The 15512-nt window shown below is 62.4% G+C and carries 17 protein-coding genes; 13 read left to right on the top strand and 4 right to left on the bottom strand.

Annotation, left to right across the window (positions count from 1 at the left end; genetic code table 11):
* Positions 1-23: 23 nt before the first annotated feature.
* Both ACFFNA_RS07555 and ACFFNA_RS07550 read right to left on the bottom strand, forming a co-directional pair.
* Positions 24-644, bottom strand: a complete 621-nt coding sequence (locus ACFFNA_RS07555) for a ParB-like protein (protein ID WP_378917094.1) — start codon at positions 642-644, stop codon at positions 24-26.
* Positions 641-2341 carry a SulP family inorganic anion transporter gene (locus ACFFNA_RS07550; protein WP_378917092.1) on the bottom strand — a complete coding sequence of 567 codons (1701 nt, stop codon included), beginning with the start codon at positions 2339-2341 and terminating at the stop codon, positions 641-643. Before ACFFNA_RS07550 ends, ACFFNA_RS07555 begins: the two co-directional genes overlap by 4 nt.
* A 210-nt stretch (positions 2342-2551) precedes the next feature.
* On the opposite strand from ACFFNA_RS07550, the gene gyrA reads away from it, so the two are divergent.
* Positions 2552-5356 (top strand): DNA gyrase subunit A, encoded by a 2805-nt coding sequence (gene gyrA / locus ACFFNA_RS07545; protein WP_378917090.1) that lies wholly within the window; start codon positions 2552-2554, stop codon positions 5354-5356.
* A 56-nt stretch (positions 5357-5412) separates the two neighbouring features.
* On the opposite strand, the gene ACFFNA_RS07540 is transcribed toward gyrA, so the two are convergent.
* Entirely contained in the window at positions 5413-5565 is a 153-nt protein-coding gene (locus ACFFNA_RS07540) for a hypothetical protein (protein WP_111546456.1), read from the bottom strand.
* Positions 5566-5759: 194 nt separating this feature from the next.
* Here ACFFNA_RS07540 and coaD point away from each other — a divergent pair, with 194 nt between their 5' ends.
* The 8 genes from coaD to ACFFNA_RS07500 all read left to right on the top strand — a co-directional run bounded on the left by coaD (position 5760) and on the right by ACFFNA_RS07500 (position 11137).
* Positions 5760-6260, top strand: coding sequence for a pantetheine-phosphate adenylyltransferase (gene coaD / locus ACFFNA_RS07535; protein ID WP_378917088.1), 501 nt, complete (start codon positions 5760-5762; stop codon positions 6258-6260).
* Positions 6261-6372: 112 nt separating this feature from the next.
* Positions 6373-6867 (top strand): peptidylprolyl isomerase, encoded by a 495-nt coding sequence (locus tag ACFFNA_RS07530; protein ID WP_378917337.1) that lies wholly within the window; start codon positions 6373-6375, stop codon positions 6865-6867.
* Positions 6868-6894: 27 nt separating this feature from the next.
* Positions 6895-7407: a peptidylprolyl isomerase gene (locus ACFFNA_RS07525; protein WP_378917086.1), complete on the top strand. Its 513-nt coding sequence runs from the start codon at positions 6895-6897 to the stop codon at positions 7405-7407.
* Between the two features lie 12 nt (positions 7408-7419).
* Positions 7420-7869, top strand: coding sequence for a DMT family transporter (locus ACFFNA_RS07520; RefSeq protein ID WP_378917084.1), 450 nt, complete (start codon positions 7420-7422; stop codon positions 7867-7869).
* Positions 7869-8957, top strand: coding sequence for a tRNA preQ1(34) S-adenosylmethionine ribosyltransferase-isomerase QueA (queA, locus tag ACFFNA_RS07515; protein WP_378917082.1), 1089 nt, complete (start codon positions 7869-7871; stop codon positions 8955-8957). Before ACFFNA_RS07520 ends, queA begins: the two co-directional genes overlap by 1 nt.
* Complete coding sequence (locus ACFFNA_RS07510; protein ID WP_378917080.1) at positions 8947-9216, top strand: hypothetical protein; 270 nt, start codon at positions 8947-8949, stop codon at positions 9214-9216. Before queA ends, ACFFNA_RS07510 begins: the two co-directional genes overlap by 11 nt.
* A complete protein-coding gene (gene tgt / locus ACFFNA_RS07505) occupies positions 9209-10339 on the top strand; it encodes a tRNA guanosine(34) transglycosylase Tgt (RefSeq protein WP_378917078.1) in 1131 nt (376 codons plus the stop codon). The genes ACFFNA_RS07510 and tgt overlap by 8 nt, the downstream gene beginning before the upstream one ends.
* 72 nt (positions 10340-10411) lie before the next feature.
* On the top strand, positions 10412-11137 hold the full coding sequence (locus ACFFNA_RS07500) for an SDR family NAD(P)-dependent oxidoreductase (protein ID WP_378917076.1): 726 nt from the start codon (positions 10412-10414) through the stop codon (positions 11135-11137).
* Positions 11138-11149: 12 nt separating this feature from the next.
* Here the strand turns inward: ACFFNA_RS07500 and ACFFNA_RS07495 are convergent, their stop codons facing one another.
* Positions 11150-11569 carry a DUF4864 domain-containing protein gene (locus tag ACFFNA_RS07495; protein WP_378917074.1) on the bottom strand — a complete coding sequence of 140 codons (420 nt, stop codon included), beginning with the start codon at positions 11567-11569 and terminating at the stop codon, positions 11150-11152.
* Positions 11570-11833: 264 nt separating this feature from the next.
* Here ACFFNA_RS07495 and ACFFNA_RS07490 point away from each other — a divergent pair, with 264 nt between their 5' ends.
* The 4 genes from ACFFNA_RS07490 to ACFFNA_RS07475 all read left to right on the top strand — a co-directional run bounded on the left by ACFFNA_RS07490 (position 11834) and on the right by ACFFNA_RS07475 (position 15497).
* Positions 11834-12070 (top strand): Lrp/AsnC family transcriptional regulator, encoded by a 237-nt coding sequence (locus ACFFNA_RS07490; protein ID WP_095085044.1) that lies wholly within the window; start codon positions 11834-11836, stop codon positions 12068-12070.
* A gap of 171 nt (positions 12071-12241) precedes the next feature.
* Positions 12242-13654 carry a circularly permuted type 2 ATP-grasp protein gene (locus ACFFNA_RS07485; RefSeq protein ID WP_167458630.1) on the top strand — a complete coding sequence of 471 codons (1413 nt, stop codon included), beginning with the start codon at positions 12242-12244 and terminating at the stop codon, positions 13652-13654.
* Positions 13655-13675: 21 nt separating this feature from the next.
* Entirely contained in the window at positions 13676-14617 is a 942-nt protein-coding gene (locus ACFFNA_RS07480) for an alpha-E domain-containing protein (protein WP_111546468.1), read from the top strand.
* A gap of 85 nt (positions 14618-14702) precedes the next feature.
* Positions 14703-15497 carry a transglutaminase family protein gene (locus ACFFNA_RS07475; RefSeq protein ID WP_111546469.1) on the top strand — a complete coding sequence of 265 codons (795 nt, stop codon included), beginning with the start codon at positions 14703-14705 and terminating at the stop codon, positions 15495-15497.
* Positions 15498-15512: the final 15 nt, after the last annotated feature.

The following is a 15512-nucleotide window of genomic DNA, read 5'->3' as shown; positions in this document are numbered from 1 at the left end:
CATCACCTGAATATCAACGCAGCTTAGTCGGATGTCGGCCCGCACCAGCCTGGCAGGTAGTCGGCGTCCTTGCCCTTGGCCAGCGTCAGGGCGTCCTTCATGGCCTTGTCGAAATTTTTCGCCACCCCATCCCGGTCGATGCGCCGGCGCAGGAAATCCGCCCACAGGAATTCACTGAACGGCGTGGTGTCCTTGGCGAAACCACCTTGCCGGCGCAGTTCGCCCGCCATGCTCCTGTAGGGATCGTCGACAAGTTCGGCCATGGTTTTGGGAATGGCGTCATAGCCCCGGCGCCTGCCGTTCTCGTCGAACGGGTGCATCCAGCCGCGATTGTCGAGCACGACGAAGAAGGCGTCCTTGTCGAGGCCCGACAGGTCGCTGATCACCGTGACCAGAACATCCCTGATGCCTTCCTCGAGCAGGGCGCGGGCGAGATGGTGGTGATCGGTGACGTAGTTGCGCTTCTTTGGCCCCAGCACGACAGGGACCATATGGCTGCCAAGAAAACTGCCGGTCTTCCAGGCGCTTTGCGAGCGGATCATGTGGCGCTTCAAGGCGACTTCCCGCATGCCGACAGTGATCTGCGTCGGCCGCAAATCTTCTACTGCGACGGGGGTCAACAAGGGTTCCCGCTGGGTCGTCATTTGGCTTCGTCCTGTTGTTGCGGCTGCTGGTCCGGACCGAGCGCCCTGATGGCGGCATCGACACTGTGAAAAATTCGCTGCGGGCCGATCAGGTCGGCAATGCCAAATCGTGCCAGCGCCGCTTGGGCACGCAGCGATTCCATCCGCGCGATGGCAAAGATCGCGCCCGCCTTGCGGCAATGGGTGATGGTTTCGACCAGGGCTTGCGCTGCTGTGTAGTCGATCTCGACGATGTTGCTGGCCTCCAGCACGACCAGCTTCACGCTCTCACTCCTGGCATCGACAAGATCGACAAGGCCGCGCTTGAAGCGGTCGGCATTGACGAAGGACAAAGGCGCCTGGAATGCGGCGACGAGCACGCCGGGGAGCTGTTCGCCAGCTGCCGGCTCGCCGGGTGGCCACCACACCGAAGTACCCGGCACCTGTTCCAGTTCGATCGGCTGTGTCTGGGTTGCGCTCCAGATTCCGTGCAGCAGCGACAGGCCGATGCCGATCGCCACGCCGGTCTCGATGGGCAGCACGACGATGGCTGCCATGGTGATGAGGATCAATGCGAATTCGACCGGCGCCTGCCGGTAGACGTTGGCGAACACCTTCCAGCGCAGAATGTGCTGGGCGACGAACAGCAGAACACCGGCAAGGGCGGCCTGCGGGACATCGGCAAGCAGGCCGCCGCCGAAAGCACCGAGCGCCAGCACGATGGCCGCGGCAAGGAGGCCCGCGACCTGTGAGCGGCCGCCCGACTGGGAGACGATTGCCGTGCGCGGCGGGCTGGCATTGACGGCAAAGGCGCCGAACAGGCCTGACGCGATGCTGCCGGCACCGACGCCGACAAAATCGCGATTGACGTCAGGAGCGTCGCCCTGTTGCGGCGCGAAGGAGCGGGAGGTGGCCGCCGTCTGCACCATGACGACGATGGCGATCAGCAATGCCAGCGGGACCAGCGCCTGCACATCGCCAGGGCTGACAAACGGCAGGCCGGCCTGCGGCAGGCCATCGGGCAAGGCGCCGAGCACCTCGACGCCGCGATCCCTAAGGCCGAAGACGGCAACCGCTGAGGTGGCGAGCACCATGCCGATCAACGCGCCGGGGATGCGGGCGCTGATGCGCTCGGCGCAGAACACGGTTCCGAATACGCCGAGGCCGAGCCCGAGGCTCCAGGGATTGGTGAGATGCAGGTTGCCGGCGATCTCACCGATGCGCCGCACGGTTTCACCGTTCTCCCCGGGTAGGCCGAGCAGTCCGGGCAATTGCGAAACGATGATATGGACGGCGATGCCGGCGAGAAAACCCGTCGTGACCGGTACCGACAAGAGGTCGGCAACCCAGCCAAGGCGAAAGACGCCGCTCAAGGTCACGATCAGCCCGACCATCAGCGCCAGCATGGAAGCCAGCGCCAGATAATGCGGCGACCCGGATGCGGCGAGCACAGCGAGGCCGCCGGCAAACAGAGGCGTGATGGTCGAATCCGCGCCGGCCGACAGGTAGCGGTTGGCACCGAACAGGGCGAACGCCACCGAACCGGCAACAAAAGCGAAGAAGCCGATCTCGGGAGCAAAGCCGCCAAGGCGGGCGGTCGCCATCTGTTCGGGAATGGCGATCGCCGCCAGTGTCAGGCCCGCGACCAGATCGCGGTTGAGGTCCCTTGGTGTCCAACCGCTCAGTGCTCGCAAGGGCAGCCAAGGGGTCCAATTCATCGCGCTCGTGGCTTTCGCTTGGGGAAAACGGTCCGTTGCAGGCTTTTGCCTCGGTGGCGGCGAAACCGCCTTGGCCATATCGTCGCAATCAGTGGTATCCTTTTGAAATTACCACCAAAATTGACACTGGAAAAGTGTCGCGGATGTTGGAGTTTCGGGCTTGCTTCCTATATAAGCAGCAAGTGATTCCTGATTAGATTGTGATCCGATTTGACCGACCAAAAGACCCCGCGCGGCGCCGACGGCGGCCCCACCGGCATCGAGCCGATATCCATCGTCGAGGAGATGCAGCGCTCCTATCTCGATTACGCCATGAGCGTGATCGTCAGCCGTGCGCTGCCGGACGTGCGCGACGGCCTGAAGCCGGTGCACCGCCGCATTCTCTTCGCTTCGCATGAGAGCGGTTACCACTGGAACCGCAAATATGTGAAGTCGGCGCGCCCGGTCGCCGACGTGATGGGTAAATACCATCCGCATGGCGATGCCTCCATATATGACGCCTTGGTGCGTATGGCGCAGGACTGGTCGCTGCGCGTGCCGCTGATCGATGGACAAGGCAATTTCGGCTCGATCGACGGCGATCCGCCGGCGGCGATGCGTTACACCGAATCGCGGCTGACCAAGGTCGCGCATGAGTTGCTGGAGGATATCGACAAGGACACCGTCGATTTCCAGGACACTTATGATGCGTCCGGCAGCGAGCCCAAGGTTCTGCCGGCACGGTTCCCCAATCTGCTGGTGAATGGTTCCGGCGGCATCGCCGTTGGCATGGCGACCAACATCCCGCCGCACAATCTCGGCGAAGTCTGCAACGGCGCCATCGCCATCATCGACAATCCGGCGATCGACCTGCCGGCGCTGATGGAGATCATTCCGGGACCGGATTTCCCGACCGGCGGCATCGTGCTTGGCCGTTCCGGCATCTACAGCGCCTATTCGACCGGCCGTGGCTCCATCGTCATGCGCGGCAAGGTCAACATCGAGGCGCGCGGCAACGACCGCGAGTCGATCATCATCACCGAGGTTCCCTACCAGGTGAACAAGTCGTCGATGATCGAGAAGATGGCCGAACTGGTGCGCGACAAGCGCATCGAGGGCATTTCCGACATCCGTGACGAGAGCGACCGCCAGGGTTACCGCGTCGTCATCGAGCTGAAGCGCGATGCTGTCGCCGACGTCATCCTCAACCAGCTTTACCGCTTCACGCCGCTGCAGACCTCTTTCGGCGCCAACATGGTGGCGCTGAACGGCGGCAAGCCGGAACTGCTGACGCTGACCGACATGCTGCGGGCGTTCGTCGCCTTCCGTGAGGAAGTGATCACAAGGCGGACGAAATTCCTGCTGCGCAAGGCGCGCGACCGCGCCCATGTGCTGGTCGGTCTCGCCATCGCCGTCGCCAACATCGACGAGGTCATCAAGCTCATCCGCACCGCGCCGGATCCGCAGACGGCGCGCGAGCAGTTGATGGAGCGGCGCTGGCCGTCCGGCGACGTCGAATCGCTGATCCTGTTGATCGACGATCCGCGCCACCGCATCAACGAGGACGGCACCTACAACCTCTCCGAGGAACAGGCGCGCGCCATCCTCGAACTGCGCCTGCAGCGCCTGACCGCGCTTGGCCGTGACGAAATTGCCGACGAGTTGAACACGATCGGCGCCGAAATCATTGATTATCTGGACATTTTGTCGTCGCGCGCGCGCGTCCAGCAGATCGTCAAGGACGAGCTTGCCGCCGTGCGCGACGAGTTCGGCACGCCACGCCGCACCGAGCTCACCGACGGTGGCGCGGACATGGAAGACGAGGACCTGATCCAGCGCGAGGACATGGTCGTGACGGTCAGCCATTCCGGCTACATCAAGCGCGTGCCGCTGTCGCTCTACCGGGCGCAGCGCCGCGGCGGCAAGGGCCGCTCGGGCATGTCGACCAAGGAAGAGGATTTCGTCACCCGGCTGTTCGTGGCCAACACGCATACGCCGGTGCTGTTCTTCTCTTCGCGCGGCATCGTCTACAAGGAGAAGGTCTGGCGGTTGCCGATCGGCAACCCGCAATCGCGCGGCAAGGCGCTGATCAACATGCTGCCGCTGGAACAGGGCGAGCGCATCACCACCATCATGCCGCTGCCCGAGGACGAGACCAGTTGGGGCGAGCTCGACGTGATGTTCGCCACCACGCGCGGCACCGTGCGGCGCAACAAGCTTTCCGACTTCGTCCAGGTCAACCGCAACGGCAAGATCGCCATGAAGCTGGAGGAGGAGGGCGACGAGATCCTCGGCGTCGAGACCTGCACCGACAATGACGATGTGCTCCTGACCGCCAGCTCCGGCCAGTGCATCCGCTTTTCGGTCGGCGACGTGCGCGTCTTCCAGAGCCGCAACTCGGTCGGCGTGCGTGGCATCGCCATGGCCGACACCGACCGGGTGATTTCCATGGCGGTGATCGAGAATGTCGATGCGCCGCCGGCGGAGCGTGCCGCCTATCTCAAGCGGGCTGCGGCCGAACGGCGGCTTGCAGCCGGCATCGCGGCCGGCGAAGAGGAAGAGATCGCGCTGACCAACGAAGAGGTCGGCGAGGAGACGGAGCTCTCCGACGAGCGCTACGAGAATCTCAAGGTACACGAGCAGTACGTGCTGACGGTAACCGAATATGGCTACGGCAAGCGGTCGTCTTCCTATGATTTCCGGGTGACCGGGCGCGGCGGCAAGGGCATCCGTGCCACCGACGTTTCGAAGGTAGCCGAGATCGGCAGGCTGGTGGCGACCTTCCCGGTCGGCAATGACGACCAGATCATGCTGGTGTCGGACGGCGGCACCGTCATCCGGGTGCCGGTCAACGGCATCCGTTTCGCCAGCCGCGCCACCAAGGGCGTGACCATCTTCAACACGGCTGAAGGCGAAAAGGTGGTTTCGGTCGAGCGGATTTCGGAACCGCAGGCGGACGAGGAAGCCGAGGACGGTATCGAGGGCGGCGCTGAGTCCACTCCGGCCGCGGACGCCGGCCCGGGTGTCATAGAATAGGCTCTGACAAAGCAACGCCGGCCCATCGGCCGGCGCGGCAGCAAGTTAGGACGAACTTAGTAGTGGCGATATGGCTTGCGGGGGCCAAAACCTTCGAAGCGCCTGGTGTTGACCTTGATGCGGACGCGCTGAGCCTCCTGATGCAAGCCGAAAACGGTGGCGATCAGCATGGCGACGGTCATTGCGGTGGCGAGCATGTAGATCAGCATGTGTGTGTTCTCCTGCGCCTAACAACGAACATATGGGATTTTGGTTTCATCTTATTAAGGTGCAACCTAGTGAACGCTGCGTGAAGGCTTCGTGATCAGCGTGTTCATCTGTCGTTCATGCGGCGGAAAAGGTTCACGACCCGCTCGCCAATCGGATTTGCCTTTGCGAGAGAGGCTCGCTAGAAGCACCAGCCATGACTGAACGCATCGCTCTCTATGCCGGCTCCTTCGACCCGCTGACCAACGGCCATCTCGACGTGCTGAAAGCGTCACTGGCGGTGGCCGACGTCGTCTATGCGGCGATCGGCATCCATCCGGGCAAGCAGCCGCTGTTTTCCTTTGAGGAACGGGTGAAGCTGATCGAGAATGCGACGCACACCTTATTCGGCCGCGACAGCGCGCGCATCAAGGTCGTCGCCTTCGACGGGCTGGTCATCGATGCGGCCAGGAAGCAGGGCGCCTCGATCATGATCCGCGGCCTGCGCGATGGCACCGACCTCGACTATGAGATGCAGATGGCCGGCATGAACGAGACCATGGCGCCTGAACTGCAGACGGTATTTCTGCCCGCCAGCCCGTCCGTGCGCACCATTACCGCCACACTTGTCCGCCAGATTGCCTCGATGGGAGGCGACATCCGCCCCTTCGTGCCGGCGGCGGTTGCCGGTGCGCTCACCGCCAAATTCGCGAAATAAAGACTCCGGAGAAAAATCCATGCAGCTGAAAAAGCTTGCCTCGCTCCTCATTGTGCTTGCCGGCCTTGTGACCGCATCGGTCTCGGCTTTCGCCGCCGACCCGGAAAACACAATGATCATCACGCTGAAGGATGGCGACGTCACCATTGCACTTCGACCCGATCTCGCGCCCAAGAACGTCGCGCAGATCAAGAAGCTGGTGCGCGAGGGCGCCTATGACAACGTCGCCTTCCATCGCGTCATCGACGGCTTCATGGCGCAGACCGGCGACGTCAAGTTCGGCAACATGAAGAAGGGTTTTAGCGCCGAGGCCGTCGGCACCGGTGGTTCCGACCAGCCCGACCTGCCAGCCGAATTCTCGCAGACCGAACACTACAAGCGCGGCGTGGTCGGCATGGCCCGCTCGCAGGACCCCAACTCCGCCAATTCGCAGTTCTTCATCATGTTCGCGCCGGCGCCGCCGCTCGATGGCCAGTACACCATCGTCGGCAACGTCGTCAGCGGCATGGAGCTGGTGGACCACATCAAGAAGGGCGACGAAGCGGACAATGGCACGGTCACCGACCCCGACCGGATGATCAAGGTGCGCATCGCCGCCGACAAATAACTCTGTTTTCTCAAAAGGATATCTGACATGGCCGAGATCAAGGACCGCGAAAACGCGCTCATCATGGAAACGACCAAGGGCACGGTCGTCATCGAACTTTTCCCCGACCTGGCGCCCGGCCATGTCGCCCGCATCAAGGAGCTGGCGCGCGAAGGCGCCTATGACGGCGTGGTCTTCCACCGCGTCATCGACGGCTTCATGGCGCAGACCGGCGACGTCAAGTTCGGCAATTCGAGCAAGCCCTCTTTTGCTCCGTCCCGGGCTGGCATGGGCGGCTCCGACAAGCCGGACCTGAAAGCCGAATTCTCCAACGCCAACCATGGCCGCGGCACCTGTTCGATGGCCCGTTCGCAGAACCCGAACTCGGCCAATTCGCAGTTCTTCATCTGCTTCGACGAAGCCGCCTTCCTCAACCGCCAGTACACGGTCTGGGGCCAGGTCATCGAAGGCATGGACAATGTCGACAAGATCAAGCGCGGCGAGCCGGTGCCGGATCCCGACAAGATCGTGTCGCTGAAGGTCGCGGCCGACGTCAAGTAAGGTAAAACGACAATGATGGGCGTCGTCTGGTCGCTTTTCGGCATCCTGTCCGGCGCCTTCATTGCCATTCAGGCGCCGATCAATTCGCAGCTGGCGCGCGGCCTGGGGCTCCCGGTCGCGGCGGCTGCGTTTTCGTTCCTGTCGGGCGCGGTCGTGCTCGGCATCATCTCTGTCACGGTGGTGAAGCTGCAAGACGTCACGCTCGACTGGAAGGCGCCGGCACCGTGGCTGTTCGTCGCCGGCGGCATGCTCGGCGGCTTCTATGTCACGCTGTCGACGATCCTGACGCCGCGCATCGGCGCCGCCGCCCTGATGGCGTTTCTGGTGGCCGGCCAGTTGCTGGCCGGCATGCTCATCGACCGTGTCGGCTTCCTCGGCGTCGCGGTGCGTGAAATCTCGCTCGGCCGCGTCGCCGGCGCGGTGCTGCTGCTGGCCGGAGCGCTGCTCGTCCGGCTCTACTGATGCGCGTCGATCTTTTTGACTTCGACCTGCCGGAGGAGCGCATCGCGCTTCGCCCGGCAGAGCCGCGCGACAGCGCCAGGATGCTGCTGGTCAAGCCTGGCGAAGGGCTCGACGACCGGACGGTTGGCGACCTACCGTCCCTGCTCAGGGCCGGCGATGTGCTGGTGTTCAACGACACCAAGGTGATTCCGGCGCAGCTCAAAGGCATCCGACGGCGCGGTGAGGCACAGGCACAGGTCGAAGCCACGCTGCACATGCGCATGGCGCCGGACCGCTGGCTGGCATTCATGCGGCCGGGCAAGCGCATTGCCGCCGGCGACCGCATCCATTTCGGCCATGACGGCAATTCCTGTTTCCTCGGCCAGCTCGACGCCACCGTGATCGAGAAAGGTGAGGGCGGCGAGGCGCTGCTTGGCTTCGACCTGTCGGGGCCCTTCCTGGACGAGGCACTGCACGCGGTCGGCCACATCCCGCTGCCCCCCTATATCGCCTCGAAGCGCGACGACGACGAACGCGACCGGGCTGACTACCAGACCATCTATGCCAGGGAGGAAGGCGCCGTTGCCGCACCCACGGCGGGCCTGCATTTCACGCCGGAGCTTTTTGCGGCAATCGACGCCAAGGGTGTCGAGCGCCATTTCGTCACCTTGCATGTCGGTGCCGGCACGTTCCTGCCGGTGAAGGCAGACGACACCGCCGACCACAAGATGCACGCCGAGACCGGTTCGGTTAGCAAGGCAACCGCCGACGCACTCAACGCGGTCAGGGCGAGGGGCGGGCGCATCATCGCTGTCGGCACGACGTCGCTCCGCTTGCTGGAGAGTGCCGCAGGTGAGGATGGCACGCTCGCCGCGTGGTCCGGCCCGACCGACATCTTTATCACGCCCGGCTATCGCTTTCGCACCGCCGACATGCTGATGACCAATTTCCACCTGCCGCGCTCGACCCTGTTCATGCTGGTTTCGGCCTTCAGTGGTCTCGACACGATGCGTGCGGCCTATGCGCATGCCATCGAGACCCGTTACAGATTCTACTCCTATGGAGACGCAAGCCTGCTTTATCGAGCGGAGATGAGCGATGGACGATGATCTCAAGAGCCTGGACCGCGATGCACTGATCGCGGAAGTGAAAAAATTGCGCACCGGCATTCGGCAGCATCGCGACGCCACCGGCCATGATTTGTGCTGGTATCATCCGAATCTGTGGGATTTGCTGCCGGAGAAGACCGAGCCATCGATCGCCGTGCCGCCCTGGCCAAAATTCATGCGTGGCTGCATCCAATACCGCCAGTCGCTCGACAAGCAGGCACCTGGCGCACCGGTTCATGACAAGGAATTCAATGGCTAAGCCGTTCAGCTTCAAGGTTCTGGCGACGGACGGCAAGGCGCGGCGCGGCGTGATCGACATGCCGCGCGGCGAAATCCGCACGCCTGCCTTCATGCCGGTCGGCACCGGCGGCACGGTCAAAACGATGTACATGGACCAAGTGCGCGGCGTTGGCGCCGACATCATCCTCGGCAACACCTACCATCTGATGCTGCGTCCGGGCGCCGAGCGCGTGGCGCGGCTCGGCGGCTTGCATGAGTTCGCCCGCTGGCCGCATCCAATCCTGACCGATAGCGGTGGTTTCCAGGTGATGTCGCTGTCGAAGCTGAGAAAGCTGACCGAAAAGGGCGTCACCTTCCGCTCGCATATTGACGGCGCCGCCTACGAGATGTCGCCGGAGCGTTCGATCGAGATCCAGGGGTTGCTCGATTCCGATATCCAGATGCAGCTCGACGAGTGCACAGCGCTGCCGGCCGAGATGAAGGAGATCGAGCGCGCCATGGAGCTGTCGCTGCGCTGGGCCGAGCGCTGCAAGACGGCGTTCGGCGACCAGCCGGGCAAGGCGATGTTCGGCATCGTGCAAGGCGGCGACAACGCGGCACTGAGGGTGCGATCGGCGCAGGCACTGAGCGCGATGGAGCTGAAGGGCTATGCGGTTGGCGGCCTGGCCGTTGGCGAGCCGCAGGCGGTGATGCTCGAGATGCTCGACATCACCTGTCCGGAACTGCCGGCGGACAAGCCGCGCTATCTCATGGGCGTCGGCACGCCCGACGATATTTTGAAATCGGTGGCGCGCGGCATCGATATGTTCGACTGCGTGATGCCGACGCGGGCCGGCCGGCACGGCCTTGCCTATACCAGGCGCGGCAAGGTCAATTTGCGCAACGCCCGCCACGCCGACGATCCGCGCCCTCTCGACGAGGAAAGCGACTGCCCGGCAGCCCGGGATTACTCACGCGCCTATCTGCACCATCTGGTGCGCTCGCAGGAGGCGCTCGGTGCGATGCTTTTGACCTGGAACAATCTCTCGTATTATCAGAAGCTTATGCAGGACATCCGCGCCGCGATCGAAGTCGGTACGTTCGAGAATAGTACAGCAGCAATATCCGATGCTTGGGTGAAGGGCGATATTCCCGTCCTTTGAACGATCCAAACACCGGTTGACGACGATTGACTGATCGATTGTCTGGACGCAAAGTCCGGTGGGGGTCAAGCCATGACCGTGACATACGACCTTGGCGGCAAGACCGCGATCGTTACTGGCGGCGCAAGAGGCATCGGCAAGGCCGTTGTTGCGCAGTTGGTGCAGTCCGGTGCCGAGGTCTGGATATGGGATGCTGATCCGGTACCTGTCGACGGGGCGCGTTGCCAGGCAGTCGATGTGACGAAGGCGCAGCAGATAAAAGACGCCCTGGCCGAGGTTGTGGCCAACAACGGCCGGATCGACATTCTGATCAACAATGCGGGCTATCTAGGCAACTACGGTGGCTTCGAGGCCTTCGATCCGGTCGAGTGGCAACGCATCATCGGTGTCAATCTGATCGGCGTTTTCGAGGTTACGCACCAGGTTCTGCCGATCATGCGCAGGGCCGGTAACGGTCGGATCATCAATATGGGTTCGCTGGCGGGCAAGGAGGGGTTGCCGAACCTGGCAGCCTATTCAGCGGCAAGTGCGGGTGTCATTGCCTTCACGAAAGCCTTGTCGCGAGAGGTCTGCGACACCGACATCCGCGTTAATTGCGTGGCACCGGGGCCGATCGATACCGAGTTGATCAGGCGCCTTGGAAACGATGTCGTGAATGGCATGATCAATGCCAGTCCGCTCAAGCGCCTTGGCTCGGTGGATGAAGTGGCGGCATTGGTGCTATGGCTTTGCTCCGACGCCAGCGCGTTCAACACCGGAGCCGTCTTCGACATGTCGGGCGGCAGGGCACGCTACTAAGACTTTTCCCGCTCAGGTGCTCAGCGAATTCGACGCGCGCAGGCTGCAGCCGGTGATCTGGAAGGTGCCGTCGGGCTGTTGCTGCAGCGTGTATACAGCCTCGTAGTCCTTACCGTCGGGGCCGACGATCAGCACCTGCTGGACGATCGATGTCGGGCTCGTCTCCTCGACCTTGCCAAAAGAATAGGTCTGCGGCTTGCGCACCGGCGGATAACCGTTGGTCACCATGTTCATGAAGGTGTCGACGGTCGGGAAGATCTGCTTCACGTTGGGTGCTGCGAAGCTGTAAGCGGTGGCGCCGTCATTGGCGATGAACGCTTTCAACTGGCCGTCGATGGCTGCTTGCGCCGCCTTGACCTCGGCATCGCCGGCAAACGCCGACGAGGCCAGGATGAGTGGAACGAACACGAATGCTAAAAACATGCGGCGCATGGCCTGTCTCCGTTGCCCCGTGAGAAAGCTGCCTCTCCCCAAAACTGTTCCAAGAGGCATTTTAACATACGCTTGGCGGCGCTTCACGGTTTCAGTGATGGCGAATATTCATCTCGCCTCGGTTCAAGCGCGTCTTGTCGGTGGCGGCGCTGTGGGAAGCCGTAGCCCAGCCTCAGGTCGGCTAAGTACGCATTCCAACGCTTGAAAGCCCGCCTCCAGTCTGTCAGAAGGGCCGCTTGGACTTGGACGTTTAGGGACGAAGCCATGAGGGCGTTTTTCGTGCAGATCAAATGCGAGCTGGGCAAATCCTATGAGGTTGCCAGCGCGCTTGCCGATGCCGAGATCGCCTCGGAAATCTACTCGACTGCCGGCAATTACGATCTGCTCGCCAAATTCTATGTCGACGACGAGGAAGATGTCGGCCATTTCGTCAACGAGAAGGTGCAGATTCTCCCTGGTATCAAGGACACGTTCACCGTCGTCACGTTCCGCGCCTTCTAGCCACTGAACGCACCTGCTCGGCCACAAGGCAAAGCCTGACCAAGGTCATATTTCAGCTGCCTCAATTTTGGGCAGCCGCCACATACTGATCGTCGGTATCCCTCAAATCACCGATTGCGCTTGATTTTCTCCGGCGACGCCAGTGAAATGGTGTCACAGGGGAGTATGCGATTGGCAGCGTTCGATGAAATGCTTCCGGAAGTTTCCGGATTGAGAAGACCGTATTCGGCTTATGATCGCTGGCTGAAGGAGCAGGATCCGGCCAGGCTTACCGAGAAGATGCAGGACGCCGAACGCGTCTTCCGCAAGACCGGTATCACCTTCGCCGTCTATGGCGAGCAGGAAGCCTCCGAGCGGCTGATCCCGTTCGACATCGTTCCCCGCATCATCTCGGGCAATGAGTGGCGGCGTCTGACGCAAGGCATCGAGCAGCGCGTGCAGGCGCTGAACGCCTTCCTCGACGACATCTACCATCGCCAGGAGATCCTGCGGGCAGGGCGCGTTCCCAGGGAATTGATTGCCAAGAACGAGGCGTTTTTGCCGGAAATGATCGGGGTCAGGCCGCCGGCCGGCGTCTACACCCACATCATCGGCGTCGACATCGTCCGCATCAGCGAGGACGAATTCTACGTGCTGGAGGACAATGCACGCACGCCATCCGGTGTCTCCTACATGCTGGAGAACCGCGAGACGATGATGCAGCTGTTCCCCGAGCTGTTCCAGAAGATCAAGGTGCGGCCGGTGGAAAACTATCCGCAGCTTCTGCGCCAGTCGCTGGCGGCGGTGCGGCCGCAAAGCACCAAGGGCACGCCAACCATCGCGGTGCTGACGCCCGGCAGCTTCAACTCCGCCTATTTCGAACATGCCTTCCTTGCCGACCAAATGGGGGTGCAGCTTGTCGAAGGGCAGGATCTGCGCGTCATCGACGGCCATGTCGCGATGCGCACCACCGAAGGCTACAAGCAGATTGATGTGCTTTACCGCCGCGTCGACGATTCTTTCCTCGACCCGCTGACGTTCCGGCCGGACTCGGCGCTTGGCATACCCGGCATCATGGATGTCTACCGCGCCGGCAACATCACCATTGCCAATGCGCCGGGCACCGGTATCGCCGACGACAAGGCGATCTATTCCTATATGCCCGAGATCGTCGAATTCTACACCGGCCGCAAAGCGATCCTCGGCAACATTCCGACCTGGCGCTGCTCGGAGCCGGACAGCCTGAAATACGTGCTCGAGCACATCGACGAGCTGGTGATCAAGGAGGTCCACGGTTCCGGCGGCTACGGCATGCTGGTCGGGCCGGCGGCGACCAAGAAGGAATGCGAGGATTTTTCCAAGAAACTCGCGGCAAAACCGTCGAACTACATCGCCCAGCCGACGCTGGCGCTGTCGACTTGCCCGATCCTGACCGACAAGGGCCTGGCGCCGCGCCACGTCGATCTGCGGCCCTATGTGCTGGTTTCCGACCGCATCCAGATCGTGCCCGGCGGGCTGACGCGCGTCGCGCTGAAGGAAGGCTCGCTGGTCGTCAATTCTTCGCAAGGCGGCGGCACCAAGGATACGTGGGTGCTGGATGATTGATTTTCATTTGAAGGTTTTTGGATGCTTTTAGGCCGGACCGCCAACGGACTTTACTGGATGAACCGCTACATCGAGCGGGCTGAGAACATGGCACGCCTTGTCGATGCCGGCCTGCGCATGGCGCTGACGCGCACCCAAAGTGCCTCGGAAGAATGGAATTCGGTGCTGCTCAGCGCCGGCTCCGACGTCGCCTTCACGCAGAAATACCAGGATTATACCGCCGCCAATGTCGCTGACTTCCTGTTGCGCGACACGTCGAACCCGTCGAGCACGATGGTGGCGATCGAGACGGCTCGTAACAATGCCCGCATGGTGCGCACCGCGCTGACACGCGAGACCTGGGAAAGCATCAACGAAGCCTGGATGTCGCTGAAGCGGATGCTGGCAAGGCCGATCGACGAGCGCGACCTGCCCAGCGTTCTCGATGCGATCAAGCGCGAGACGGCACTGATCCGCGGCTCGTTCTACGGCACCATGCTGCGCAACGAGATCTTCGATTTCTCGCAGCTCGGCACCTATGTCGAGCGCGCCGACAACACGGCGCGCATTCTCGACGTGAAATACTATGTGCTGTTGCCGTCGATCTCCTGGGTCGGCTCGACGCTCGACAACTACCAGTGGGAATCGATCCTGCGTTCGGTGTCGGCGCACCGCTCCTACCGCTGGGTCTACGAGGCCGACTACAAGCCGACCAACATTGCCGACTATCTGATCCTCAATGTCCGCATGCCGCGCTCGCTGACCTTCTGTTATCGCTTTCTGGCCGAACATCTGAAATTTCTCGGCGACGACTATGGCGAACGCCATGCCTGCCATGCGACGGCCGACAAGACGCAGGCCATGCTGCGAGCCGGGTCGATCAAGGACATATTCGACGCCGGCCTGCATGAATTCCTGGCCAATTTCATTCGTGAGAACACCAGGCTCGGCGACGAGATCGCACAAGATTATCGGTTTAATTGAGCATGATCCCGAACCGAAGGACCCCGATAGCGAAAAGTGGGAACCGGTTTTCGGACGAGATCATGCTCGTAAACGGAAAACAAACATGCGGCTGAAGATCACCCACCGGACCGAATACCGCTACGATGCACCGGTGCACTATCTGTTGCAGCGGCTGCGGCTGCTTCCGGTCAGCGGCTCGACGCAGACCGTTCTGTCCTGGGCGCTGGCCATCGAGGGCGCGCGCGAAGAGGTTCGCTTTGTCGACCATTTCGGCAATGACACAAGGCTATTGAGCGTCGAGGGCGAGCGCGACTTCATCACCGTGGAAGCGGCCGGCGAAGTGGTGACGCGCGACACCGCAGGCGTCTCCGGACCGCACCAGGGCTTTACGCCTCTCTGGCTGTACAGCCATGAAACGCCATTGACGGCGATCGGCAGCGGTGTTCGCGAACTCGCCGCCGCGGTCGGCAAGGGCACCGACATCGAGCGGCTGCACCGGCTGATGGCGATGATCGGCGAGCGCGTCGCCTACACGCCCGGTACCACCAATGCGGCGACGCCGGCAGAGGAAGCCTTGGCGCTGAAGACCGGTGTCTGCCAGGATCACACCCATATCTTTGCAGCCGCCGCGCGCGCCATGGGCTTTCCGGCCCGCTATGTCAGCGGCTATCTGATGCTGGATGCGACTGTCGAGCAGGCCGCAAGCCATGCCTGGGCCGAAGCGCATGTCGCGGGTCTCGGCTGGGTTGCCTTCGATGCCGCCAACGGCATCTCTCCAGACGAACGCTATGTAAAAGTGGCAACCGGCCGCGACTACCGCGACGCCACGCCGGTGTCGGGAATTCGGCTGGGACAGGCGGAAGAACAGCTTGCGGTCACCGTCACGGTAGAGCAGTAATCCCCTTAGGATTGC

The sequence above is a fragment of the Mesorhizobium kowhaii genome, from assembly GCF_042431665.1.
Classification (GTDB): domain Bacteria; phylum Pseudomonadota; class Alphaproteobacteria; order Rhizobiales; family Rhizobiaceae; genus Mesorhizobium; species Mesorhizobium kowhaii.
This window is presented reverse-complemented; position numbering and strand designations above follow the sequence as displayed.

Bases quoted from the DNA above. Each gene is read 5' to 3' on its own strand.
- ACFFNA_RS07500 (WP_378917076.1), top strand. From the start codon at position 10,412: ATGACCGTGACATACGACCTTGGCGGCAAGACCGCGATCGTTACTGGC.
- ACFFNA_RS07525 (WP_378917086.1), top strand. From the start codon at position 6,895: ATGGCCGAGATCAAGGACCGCGAAAACGCGCTCATCATGGAAACGACC.
- ACFFNA_RS07475 (WP_111546469.1), top strand. From the start codon at position 14,703: ATGCGGCTGAAGATCACCCACCGGACCGAATACCGCTACGATGCACCG.
- ACFFNA_RS07540 (WP_111546456.1), bottom strand. From the start codon at position 5,565: ATGCTGATCTACATGCTCGCCACCGCAATGACCGTCGCCATGCTGATC.
- coaD (WP_378917088.1), top strand. From the start codon at position 5,760: ATGACTGAACGCATCGCTCTCTATGCCGGCTCCTTCGACCCGCTGACC.
- ACFFNA_RS07490 (WP_095085044.1), top strand. From the start codon at position 11,834: ATGAGGGCGTTTTTCGTGCAGATCAAATGCGAGCTGGGCAAATCCTAT.
- ACFFNA_RS07550 (WP_378917092.1), bottom strand. From the start codon at position 2,341: ATGAATTGGACCCCTTGGCTGCCCTTGCGAGCACTGAGCGGTTGGACA.
- ACFFNA_RS07480 (WP_111546468.1), top strand. From the start codon at position 13,676: ATGCTTTTAGGCCGGACCGCCAACGGACTTTACTGGATGAACCGCTAC.
- tgt (WP_378917078.1), top strand. From the start codon at position 9,209: ATGGCTAAGCCGTTCAGCTTCAAGGTTCTGGCGACGGACGGCAAGGCG.
- ACFFNA_RS07530 (WP_378917337.1), top strand. From the start codon at position 6,373: ATGATCATCACGCTGAAGGATGGCGACGTCACCATTGCACTTCGACCC.
- ACFFNA_RS07520 (WP_378917084.1), top strand. From the start codon at position 7,420: ATGATGGGCGTCGTCTGGTCGCTTTTCGGCATCCTGTCCGGCGCCTTC.
- queA (WP_378917082.1), top strand. From the start codon at position 7,869: ATGCGCGTCGATCTTTTTGACTTCGACCTGCCGGAGGAGCGCATCGCG.
- ACFFNA_RS07495 (WP_378917074.1), bottom strand. From the start codon at position 11,569: ATGCGCCGCATGTTTTTAGCATTCGTGTTCGTTCCACTCATCCTGGCC.
- ACFFNA_RS07510 (WP_378917080.1), top strand. From the start codon at position 8,947: ATGGACGATGATCTCAAGAGCCTGGACCGCGATGCACTGATCGCGGAA.
- ACFFNA_RS07555 (WP_378917094.1), bottom strand. From the start codon at position 644: ATGACGACCCAGCGGGAACCCTTGTTGACCCCCGTCGCAGTAGAAGAT.